The organism is Sphingobium sp. B7D2B (assembly GCF_025961895.1).
Classification (GTDB): domain Bacteria; phylum Pseudomonadota; class Alphaproteobacteria; order Sphingomonadales; family Sphingomonadaceae; genus Sphingobium.
The window spans coordinates 3393298-3400000 of record NZ_JAOQOM010000001.1 but is presented as its reverse complement, the minus strand read 5'-3'; the positions used below and the strand labels follow the sequence as shown (position 1 = coordinate 3400000).

General features: G+C 65.1%; 5 protein-coding genes (1 of these 5 cut by a window edge). 1 reads left to right on the top strand and 4 read right to left on the bottom strand.

Going from position 1 to position 6703, the window contains the following annotated elements; translation table 11 throughout:
* On the top strand, positions 1–376 hold the 3' portion of the coding sequence (locus M2341_RS15660) for an LON peptidase substrate-binding domain-containing protein (RefSeq protein WP_413714875.1). It extends 239 nt beyond the left edge of the window; the window shows 376 of its 615 coding nt (coding positions 240–615); its start codon lies off the left edge, out of view; the stop codon is at positions 374–376.
* A gap of 30 nt (positions 377–406) precedes the next feature.
* On the opposite strand, the gene M2341_RS15655 is transcribed toward M2341_RS15660, so the two are convergent.
* From M2341_RS15655 to M2341_RS15640, 4 genes are all read right to left on the bottom strand, one after another.
* The gene (locus M2341_RS15655; protein ID WP_264585874.1) at positions 407–730 is read right to left on the bottom strand and encodes a PspC domain-containing protein; all 324 of its coding nucleotides are present in this window, start codon (positions 728–730) and stop codon (positions 407–409) included.
* A 209-nt stretch (positions 731–939) separates the two neighbouring features.
* Positions 940–2763: a response regulator gene (locus M2341_RS15650; RefSeq protein WP_264585873.1), complete on the bottom strand. Its 1824-nt coding sequence runs from the start codon at positions 2761–2763 to the stop codon at positions 940–942.
* Positions 2753–3619: a CheR family methyltransferase gene (locus tag M2341_RS15645; RefSeq protein WP_264571847.1), complete on the bottom strand. Its 867-nt coding sequence runs from the start codon at positions 3617–3619 to the stop codon at positions 2753–2755. The genes M2341_RS15650 and M2341_RS15645 overlap by 11 nt, the downstream gene beginning before the upstream one ends.
* Positions 3616–6702 (bottom strand): response regulator, encoded by a 3087-nt coding sequence (locus M2341_RS15640; protein ID WP_264585872.1) that lies wholly within the window; start codon positions 6700–6702, stop codon positions 3616–3618. The genes M2341_RS15645 and M2341_RS15640 overlap by 4 nt, the downstream gene beginning before the upstream one ends.
* Position 6703 lies beyond the last annotated feature (1 nt).

Genomic DNA, 6703 nt, shown 5'->3' with positions numbered 1-6703 from the left:
CATTCTGGCCGGGGAGGCGCGCTTTCGCGTGCAGCGAGAGCTGGATGTCCCCACCGCCTTCCGTCAGGTTGAAGTCGAGATGATCGAGGGCGTCGAGGATGAACCCGGCGTGCTGGCGCCCAGCGAGCGGGCCGCGCTGGAGGATGAGGCCCGGGCGTTCGCCGCGTCGCTTGGCTATGAGGTCGAGTGGGATGCGGTCGAGACGCTGGACGACGAGATGCTGGTCAATGCCATCGCGCAGATCGCGCCCTTCGATCCGGCGGCCAAACAGGCCCTGCTCGAAGCCGATGCGCTGCGCGACCGCAACGACCTGATCATCCAGCTCATGCAGTTCGCGCGGCGGGGCGATGGGCAGGGCAGCCAGCGCCTGCACTGATCGTCAGGCAGGCGCGGGAGCCGAATAGGCTCAGGCGGCCAGTGGAAGGGGCTGTGGCGCGTGAGTGCCCTGATCGATGGGCTCTGCAGCCGGCTCGGCCTGCGCGGCGTCTGCGTCGACCGCCACAACATCAGCAATTGGGCGCGATGGCGCAGGGAACAGCCAGCGGCTGACGGCCACGACAAGCCCGAGGCCGAGATAGATGGCCACCGTCGCAGCGAGATTGAAGAAGACACCACAGGCAAGCGCCGCCCGGACCCAGGTCGGGTTGATGCCGAGATCCTCGCCAATGGCCTGGCAGATTCCCAGCAGCGTGTCGGGGCGTGCGAGCATCGAGGGGTGTGAGGCGGACATCGGTTGGCTCCTTGAAGGCGGGCCGATCCGTTCGACTCGCTGTCCTCTCCAAAGCATGTGTCGTGCCAATTTGTGGCTGGGGCTGCTTTTACGCCATTTCGCTGAACGTCAGCGGAACGGACATGGCAGAAAGGTGTGAAAATTTTCCCGATGTGTAGCAGATTTCACTAACCTTGCCCACGTCCCGAGGCCTTCCTTTGATCGCGGCGCTAGACTGCGATATCCATGGCGGGGCTGGGCGCGAGCAGGGATCGTGCAGCCCGGAGCAATTCCTCCGCGCTGAACGGCTTGGTCACGATCGGTTGGCGCGCGAGCAGGTCCGGCAATTGCGCCGCACCATAGCCGCTGACCATCAGGAACGGGATGGCGCGGGCGTGCAACAGGGCGGCGATATCCTCGACCGTCTCGCCCTGCAGATTGCCATCCAGCAGCACGAGGTCGAACTCCCCGGTGCGGGCCTGTTCCAGCGCCTGATCATGCGTGGTGACTGGCCCGATGACCTGCGCGCCGCTTTCTCCCAGCACAGTCAGGATATCCAGCGCGACCAGAGGCTCGTCCTCGACGACGAGCACGGACTTGCCGTCCAGCGAGCCTTCTGTCGTCACCGGCAGGACGGGGTGGGGAGCCGCCCGGGTGATCGCGGCGGGGGCGGACTTTCTAACCACGGCGCAGGGCAGGGTCAGGGTCCAGCGCAGCCCCTCCGGCTCGTAAGTGGCGGTGGAAGCCCCGCCCTCGCTGCGCAGGCTGCGCTCGATCAACATGCTGCCGAAACCGGTGCGCGATGGCGGCGAGACGGGCGGCCCGCCACGCTCCACCCATTCCAGATGCAGTTGCTCATCCTCCAGCGTCCAGTTCAGCGCGACGTGGCCTTCTGCGGTGGATAGCGCGCCATATTTGAGGGCGTTGGTCACCAGTTCGTGCAGGACCATGGAGAGATGCAGGGACGGCTCGGGCTCCAGGTCCACGTCGGGCCCGGACGCCGAGAGGCGGTCGGGACCGACCACGCCCATGTCGAACTGGCCGTGGATCAGCTCGCGCAGGCTCGCGGCCTTCCATGTCGCTTCGCTCAGCAGCGAATGCGCCTTGCTCAGCGCATGGATGCGACCAATGAAGGTCGGCGCGAAATCGGCGGGATCGGCCGAATGGCGCAATGTCTGCGAGGCGATGGCCTGCACGGAGGCCATGGTGTTCTTCACCCGGTGGTTGAGCTCGCCCACCAGAAGCCGCTGGGTCTTTTCGGCCCTTCGGCGCTCGGTCACGTCGAGAATCTGCACTTCCACCGAAAGCAGCCTGCCACCGACGCCATGGACCGCGGAACAATAGCATTCCGTGTCGATGTCTGTCCCCTGCCGGCTGTGCAGCACGAGGCTCAGCATATCGCGCTGTTTCACGCCGGCGCGGAAGTCCGCGAACAGGCTGTGCAGGGGGGCAGTGCCATCGGCATCGCTCCAGGCTGTCGTGGCGAGGTCGCCGCCGAGCATTTCCCGCTCGCTCCAGCCGAACATGCGCTCGGCGCCCTTCGACCAGCCGACGATCCGCTCGCTGTCATCGAACTCCACGATGGCGAGCGGGCTGTTGTCCCGGTGCGCCTGCAATCGGCCGAGAGCGCGGCTCAATTCATCGCCATGGCGCGCCAGGGCCTGCCGATGCCGGTGAAGCTCGACGAACACCTCCACCTTGCTGCGCAGCACGAGCGAATCGATCGGCTTGAGTAGATAGTCGACGGCGCCGGCCTCGTAGCCACGAAAACGCCGCGTCTCATCCGTGGCGACGGCGGTGAGGAAGATGATGGGTATTCGGCGGGTCCGCTCGGTGCCGCGCATCAGCTCGGCCAGTTCGAACCCGTCCATCCCCGGCATCTGCACATCGAGCAGGGCAAGGGCGAACTCGTTCACCAGCAACAGCTCCAGCGCCTCGGCGCCCGAACCGGCGCGGGCCGTTTCCACGCCGTCATGAGCCAGCAGCGCTTCGAGCGCTTCGAGATTTTCCACCACGTCATCGACGATGAGGATGCGGACCGGATCAGGCGACATGGCCGGGCTCCTGTGACGGGACGAGGTTGCGGCGATAGATTTTTTCCTGAGGCACGAAGTCATCAAAGCAGCCGGACGTCCGCGAGAAGCGCAGCGTCTCACGCGAGCCTAGGCCGAGATACCCGCCGCGCACCAGCGAATTGGCGAAGAGGTCGATCGCGCGATCCTGCAGATCGCGGTCGAAATAGATGAGCACGTTGCGGCTGGAAATCAGGTGCGCCTCGGCGAACACCTGATCCGTCGCAAGGCTGTGCTCGGCGAAGACCGCGCGCGACCGCAGAGACTTGTCGAACACCACGCCGCCATAGGCTGCGGTATAATAATCGGAGAGAGATGTGTGTCCGCCGGACAGCCGGTGGTTCTCGGTGAACTTCGCAATGCGGCTCTGCTCGTAGACGCCGCTCTGCGCGTTGTTGAGCGCGCCGGGGCTGATGTCCGTGCAGTAGAAGATCGTGCGTTCCTCCAGCCCTTCTTCCCGAAACAGGATGGCCATGGAATAGAATTCCTCGCCATTGGCGCAGCCGGCGATCCAGACCTTGATCGAGGGGTAGGTCCGCAGGTGCGGGATCACCTGCTCGCGCAGCGCCCGAAAATAATCGGGGTCGCGGAACATCTCGCTGACCTGGATGGTCAGGTAGCGCATCAGCTCGCCAAAGGCGGCGGGGCTGCGCAGCACGATATGCTGCATCTGGGAGAAGCTCTCGCAGCCAAGATGCGGCTGGGCACGCAGCAGGCGGCGGTGGAGCGAATTGCGCGAGTATCCGCGGAAGTCATAATGATAATGCCGCCAGATCGCCTCGATGAGCAGATCGGCTTCCAGCACGTCCAGCGGGGCAAGCTCGGCTTCGGGGGTCATCGCGGCATCCACACGCGCACCAGCGACAATAGCTTGTCCACGTCGAGCGGCTTGGAGAGATAATCATTGGCGCCGGCTGCCAGACATTCCTGCTGGTCGCGGTCCATGGCCTTGGCGGTCAGCGCGATGATCGGCAGGTTGCGCCACTGGCTCTGCCCGCGGATGTGGCGGGTGGCGGTCAGGCCATCCATCTCCGGCATCATCACGTCCATCAGCACCAGATCGACCATCGGCGCCTCGCCCTTTGCGGACTGGTCCAGCGCGTCGAGCGCCTCCCGGCCGTTGCGGGCGATGCGAATGGTGGTGCCATGCGGCTCGAAAATGCTGGTCAGCGCATAGACATTGCGAATGTCATCCTCGACCACGAGGATGGTCTTGCCATCCAGCGCGACATCCCGGTTGAGCGAGCGGACGACCATCTCCTTCTGCGCCTCGGGCAGTTCGGAAACGACCTGGTGCAGGAATAAGGTCACCTCATCGAGCAGGCGCTCGGGGGACTTGGCGCCCTTGACGATGATCGACTTGGAATAGCGGCGCAGGCGCAGCTCTTCCTCGGGGGAGATATCGCGGCCGGTGTAGACGATCACCGGCGGGAAGCCGATCGTCTCATCCTCGCTCAGCCGTTCGAGCAGATCGAGGCCCGGCGTATCGGGCAGGTTGAGGTCCAGCACCATGCAGTCGAAGCTGGTCGTGCCCAGCTGGTCGAGGCATTCGGCCGCGCTGTGTGCGGCCACCGTCTCGACATCGCGCGAGCCCAAGAGCAGGCCGATGCTCTCGGCCTGGCGGGCATCGTCCTCCACCACCAGCACCCGGCGCACCCGCTGCGAAATGCGCGTTTCCAGCGCTTCGAGCATGTCGACCAGCTGCTCGCGCCGCACTGGCTTGAGCAGATAGCCCACGGCGCCATTGGCCAGCGCCGCCTGCGCATCCTCGCTGACCGAAACGATATGCACCGGGATGTGCCGCGTGCGCACGTCGCGCTTCAACCGGTCGAGCACGGAGAGGCCAGTGTGGTCGGGCAGGTTCATGTCGAGGATGATGGCGTGGGGCAGATATTGCCGGGCCAGCAAGACGCCTTCGTCCGCCGTTCCCGCGACGAGGCACTGGAAACCGAGTTCGTGCGAGAGGTCGGCGAGGATTTCCGCAAAACGCGCATCATCCTCCACGACGAGGATCAAGCGGGAATCGCCCGAAAGTACCTCGCGATCATCCGCCACCGGCGACTGGCGCGGCAAGGCTGGCATCGCCGGCCCACGCGCGGGTTCCGGCAGGGCAGGGCGGGATTGCGAGCGGCCCTGATCGAGCGCGGATGGCTCCAGCTCGAGCGGCAGCGTCAGCGTGAACACGCTGCCTTCGCCGGCAGCGCTCTCGACGCCGACCGAACCGCCCAGCAGCCCGGCCAGTTCGCGGGAAATCGACAGGCCAAGGCCGGTGCCGCCATATTTGCGGCTGACCGTCCCGTCCGCCTGCCGGAAGGCATCGAAGATGATGCCCAGCTTCTCGGCCGGAATGCCGATGCCGGTGTCCCGCACGCTCAGCGCGATGCCGCCGCCCGGCGCGGCCGATGCGCGCAGCGTTATCTCACCGGCGGCCGTGAACTTGATCGCGTTGGAGAGGAAGTTCTTGAGCACCTGCTCGACGCGCTGGGCGTCGGTGCGGATGTCGGCTGGCAGGCCGGGGTCGATTTCCGTCCGCAGCGCCAGCCCCTTCGAGGTCGCGCCTGCGGAAAAGGTCGCGCTCAGGCGCTCGAACATGGTCGAGAGCTTGGCCGGGCGGATGTCCAGCTCCACCTTGCCCGCCTCGATCTTCGAGATGTCAAGAATGTCGTTGATCAGCGCCAACAGATCATTGCCGGAGGATTCGATCGTGCGGGCGTGCTTGACCTGATCGGCGGAGAGATTGCCCGCCCTGTTCTCCCCGAGCAGCCGCGCCATGATGAGCAGCGAATTGAGCGGCGTGCGCAGCTCGTGAGACATGTTGGCGAGGAATTCGGACTTGTAGCGGCTGGCCTTCTCAAGCTCGGCGGTCTGCTCCTCAAGCGAGGCCTGGGCCTGTTCCAGCTCGTCGCGCTGGGCCTCAAGCTCATGGGCCTGATTTTCCAGCGAGGCGTTGCTTTCCTCCAGCTCGGCCTGCTGCGTTTCCAGCCGCGCCTGCGATTCCAGCAGCCGCTGGCTCTGCGCTTCCAGCTCCTCATTATTGGCTTGCAGCTCTTCGCCTTGCGCCTGCAGTTCTTCGGCCTGATGCTGGGTTTCCTCCAACAGCGCCTGAAGCTGCGACCGATAGGCTGCCGAGCGGATCGAGACGCCAAGCTGCGCGGCGATCCGCGTCATGAAGGCTTCGGCATCATGGGCAGCCTTGCCGGTCAATCCCAGTTCGATCACGGCGTTGACTTCGCCATCGGCGCGCGCGGGCGCGACCAGAATCTGCTGCGGGACCGCCCGGCCGAAGGCCGAGCCGTAATAGAGATAATTTTCCGGCACCTCGGTCAGCAGAAAGCTGCGCTTGTCGCGTACGGCCTGACCGAGCAACCCATCATTGGGCGTGATCTCCTGCGGAATGGGGGCGTCCTGCGGAACGCCATAGACGGCACGGCGCTGAAAGCTCGCTTGCTCGCGCACGAACAGGGCAGCCGCTTGCGCGCCGAGATATTCGGCCAGGTAGCGCAAGGCCCGCTGTGACACCTCTTCAATTGACAGGTCGCCAGCAACGGCATTTCCAAGCCCGACCTGCCCGGCCTGCAGCCAATCCTGCCGGGCGATTTCCAGCTTGCTGCGGATGAACATGACGCCAACAGCGGCCAGCAGCCAGTTCACGGAGGCGCCGATGACGCGGTTGACGATGGCGATGTTCGGATCGACTCCATCGCGCGCGAAGAAGAAGCCCATGATCGTCAACAGCGTTGCCAGCGACGCGGTCACGAGCGGCGCGAGGGGAGCGGACGCGAGGAAGGCGAGAACGGTAGGGAGGAGGTAGATGACCCAGACAGCGGTGCCGAGCGGAAAGATCAGGTCTCCGGCGAACGGGATCGCCAGAAGGAAGGCGATGGCGGCATAGAGAAACACTTCGCGATTATTATGAAGCACT

Coding starts and splice junctions, on each gene's coding strand:
- M2341_RS15645 (WP_264571847.1), bottom strand. CDS start 3,619: ATGACCCCCGAAGCCGAGCTTGCCCCGCTGGACGTGCTGGAAGCCGAT.
- M2341_RS15655 (WP_264585874.1), bottom strand. CDS start 730: ATGTCCGCCTCACACCCCTCGATGCTCGCACGCCCCGACACGCTGCTG.
- M2341_RS15650 (WP_264585873.1), bottom strand. CDS start 2,763: ATGTCGCCTGATCCGGTCCGCATCCTCATCGTCGATGACGTGGTGGAA.